4 protein-coding genes are annotated in these 3871 nt (G+C 32.8%); 1 reads left to right on the top strand and 3 read right to left on the bottom strand.

Annotated features, from left to right (window positions below):
• The first annotated feature begins 70 nt into the window (after positions 1–70).
• Positions 71–346: a hypothetical protein gene (locus tag DKM50_04350; protein PZM82111.1), complete on the top strand. Its 276-nt coding sequence runs from the start codon at positions 71–73 to the stop codon at positions 344–346.
• Positions 347–569: 223 nt separating this feature from the next.
• On the opposite strand, the gene DKM50_04345 is transcribed toward DKM50_04350, so the two are convergent.
• The 3 genes from DKM50_04345 to DKM50_04335 all read right to left on the bottom strand — a co-directional run bounded on the left by DKM50_04345 (position 570) and on the right by DKM50_04335 (position 3769).
• Positions 570–1559 (bottom strand): cytochrome C biogenesis protein CycH, encoded by a 990-nt coding sequence (locus DKM50_04345; protein PZM82112.1) that lies wholly within the window; start codon positions 1557–1559, stop codon positions 570–572.
• Between the two features lie 673 nt (positions 1560–2232).
• On the bottom strand, positions 2233–2541 hold the full coding sequence (locus tag DKM50_04340; GenBank protein ID PZM82110.1) for a hypothetical protein: 309 nt from the start codon (positions 2539–2541) through the stop codon (positions 2233–2235).
• Between the two features lie 244 nt (positions 2542–2785).
• A complete protein-coding gene (locus DKM50_04335; protein ID PZM82109.1) occupies positions 2786–3769 on the bottom strand; it encodes a hypothetical protein in 984 nt (327 codons plus the stop codon).
• Positions 3770–3871 lie beyond the last annotated feature (102 nt).

Below are 3871 nucleotides of genomic sequence, written 5' to 3'. Positions count from 1 at the left end.
AATGATTCTCATATAAATAAAAACTGAGCCATTCAAGCTATGTCCAAGTGGCTCAATTTTACATGGCCCCATGGCTCAGTTTTATTTTGCCATAACTATTATGAAACAGTCGAACACAAAAAGAAAAAGCGGGGCAAAAACCCCGCTATCTTTTTATTCAATTTATACGGCATTTTGGTGTTGCCGAAAAAAACATATTGGAGCGGGAAACGAGATTCGAACTCGCGACCCTCAGCTTGGGAAGCGCTTTAAGATACTTTTGCCAAACTTGTCCAAATCGCTCCAGAGCATGCTGTTATTGGCTTACATCCGAATTGGTACTTATCCAGATTTAGCCGTTTTTTAGCACTTTTTATCGAAAGTGTACCCAAAGTGTACCCAGAATTTTACATTAGCATATTATGATAATTATAAATTAATTTGGTCAACAGAATAAGCTTATATCCAATAAATTAATAAATATGGACATATATTTCTTGATATCTTTGTAAGTTTAAGTCTCTGATACCCGTAATTACACCCACAAATACCCATAAGATAAAGTATGAAAAGTAATATCAGCTACAATCTTACGGATTATGACGATTAATCAGGTTAACGATAAGCTTAGTGATGGTATCTTTTTCATCGGGTCTGCTTTCGGCCACCATCAGGCATATTGCAACAAGTGCATTATCTTCTATTCGTTTTTTACCCTCTTGGTTATAAAGGTACTCGTTACGCTCAAGAAACCAGATAAAAAGAAAAGCACCAATACGTTTGTTGCCGTCAATAAACGAGTGGTTCTTAATCACAAAATATAACAAATGCGCTGCTTTTTCTTCTATGCTAGGATAAAGTTCTTGTTCAGCATAGGTTTGGTATATGTTATAAAGAGACCCTTTAAATGAATCATCCTTTTCTGTACCGAAAAAAGTTGAATGATCATATGTGCGAAATTGGTGACCAAGCTCCCTTATTGCAGCCATCGCCTCATCATATGTGATCTTAAATATTTCATTAATATTTGTATCTTTGATTTCTAATACTTGATAATCATACTGATCTAGCAGATCAAGCGCATAGGTGTAATCCGTTATAACCTTGAGTAATCCAACTGCTTCCGGTTGTCCGAGTTCTTTGTTTTCAATGACAGTAGAAAGTATATGAATAGTTGACTCAAGTTCACGTATTTTTTCTGTCTGCTTCTTCAGACGTTGTTCATTAATAACATAACCTTTTGTCAGGTATTCGTTTAAAACTTTGTTTGCCCATATACGGAACTGGGTGCCACGTAAAGACTTCACTCTATAGCCGACAGAAATTATTACGTCGAGATTATAGAAATTAGTCGGTTTTGTAGAATATTCGGAATTTCCGAATTTTCTCATGGTTTGATCTTCTGATAGCTCTTTCTCTTTATATATGTTCTTAATATGCTCGTTAATAGTAGATTTGGCTTTTTCAAAAAGTTTCGACATCTGATCCTGAGAAAGCCATACAGTCTGATCCTTCAGAACAACATCAACTGCACTGTCGCCTTCTGGAGACTGGTAAATATGTACTTCGCCGTTATCAATGTTTTCGAGTTCTTTCATAATAGGTTTAATCATATCATGATCGAATAATTTTTACGAAATCAATTTCTATATTAAAGGATACGATGTCGATGCCCGCAAAAATGTCCGTAAATGTCCGTATTGTATTGTTTTCTTTAAAACTCAGTTAATGCTTTGCACACGAATACTACTACTTATCTTAAGATTCATGCGATTCAATGTTTAAATGAGGGATTCCACCTTATCCAACTCACCTATAAAATCATTATAGGTGAACACATAGCCTTTTGGCAGCCTATCTATTGTATTTGCAATTAATTTAGAGATTTTCATACAATTGAATATTGCTTAATAAACATCAAAATGTCCAGTTTTTTATCAAATAAACTGGACAAATATATTACGACTAGAACTATATAACAAACATTTCCTTCATTAGTAAAGTGCATTTTGTGCACATTACTATTTTTTGTTTTCGATAGAAATGCATATACTTATTGGCATGTATATACATTTCTATCATTGATCACTGTCAGGTCAGGTATTGTTTGATATTAAAAATTATCACAACAAATATTCAGCATACGATTATTCATAGCCATCCCCAAAGTAAACTTATGGTTTACTTTGGGGAAATATTTATAATTTATTTTCAATATATCCTGAAATGACTGAATTATCCTTTATTTAGAATTTAATTCAAACTAGTAAAATCGAAAAAACTAGGTCCGCCATCTGGCGGTTCGGTATCAAATCCCAAACTCCAGCTGAATCCCCCTGTCTCAGAATATTTTCTAATTTCATTTCTTACAAAAGATACTTCTTTCTTGGAAAATTCTTCAGGACGCAGAAACATCGTCATAGCAAGTACAACAATACCATTATTTAAACCATTATTTTTTACATCATAATTCGTATACTCACCGACCATTAAACTCATATACCCTAATTTACCAGCATTATCTAATTCTTTTTCATCAACCAAGTTATGTTCATGGACCATTCAATATTCTCACTTTCTTTTTTATAAGGCATAAGCTAATAATGCCCATTAATCGTAATTTATTTCCCTCTAGCAATTCTCAGGCTTGCCTTTCCAACCCAGTCTATAATTTTAGCAATAACCAAAAACCATCCGACTTGTTTATTTGATGCCATATTATTGCTCCTTTGGTTCACTATTTTCGTAATATTATTTATTGTCTATATATGTGCAACTTATTAAAACACTACTGGCCTTAATATACCTATTCTTTACCAAGAACAGCATTAAAATAATCAATTACTGCTAACCTATTTAATCGATAATGATGTTTCTGGTTACTATACCCCCGCAAACAGTTATAGCAACTGCTGTCGCAACTACATTTTTCCATTTTATTTACTATACTATTTATTATCCCCGAGAAATTATCATGAACACGTCGTGAAAATCCTGCACCACCAGGAACCGTATCATAAATGATTAAAGTATCCTTGCCATTAATACGAGTTACGAGACCATTTAGTGCTCGATCATCAAGGTCTAAGTATTCACAAGCTGTATTAATAATTCCAAAAATTATTGAATACCAAAAGGCTTTATTCTCATCACCATCAAAAATATCCTTGGGCCAATATTTATTTTGAAGATTATAAATATTAAACTGTGAAACAATATCGCTAGGTAATAGAGCTAATATATCTGTTGCAAAATCATATCCTAAATGCAAATTTGATTTTATTTTTACATTTTTTGATTCGCCAGTGTTTTTATCAAAATGATATCCAAATTTTTTATTAGTATTAATATATGCGATACTTCCTTGAGACTCTAAATATTTATGAAATCCTAAAATGAAAGGTTTAAACTGCATGTCGTAGGGACCTGCAAAAGTTTCTATATCTACTACTCTATCTCTATTAGGTAATCGTCCTAAGGCTTTTTCTGGCACCTTATTACAAATAAATCCATATTCAGGCGTGAGATATTGCTTTATTTCTAATGTATCCGCACAACAGATCTTTGATTCAGGAATATCTTTATCCTTATAAAATCTATTACAATGAAGGCAGATAGCATAATTAATTTCTGGGATTTTTTTGTCTTTTAAAACTTTTATACCATCTATATTAAATAGAAGTTTCGAAGCTATCACTTGATTACCTGGCGCATATTCGCCTATAGCAAGCTTTAGATCTCGACTTAAATCGATTGGTTCTCTCCCCTTGATAAAAGCAAGATGATTCATATTGTAATATCCTAAAATAAAGCAACTAAAACGTCCTGCATTTTCTCAAGATAACCCAACCTGAAAAGATACTTTCCATAATTAAAACAACCTAATGGATAA

The organism is Candidatus Margulisiibacteriota bacterium, from assembly GCA_003242895.1.
GTDB lineage: Bacteria > Margulisbacteria > Riflemargulisbacteria > GWF2-39-127 > GWF2-39-127 > GWF2-39-127.
Note: the sequence above shows the minus strand (reverse complement) of the source record. Positions and strands in the feature narration are given on the sequence as shown.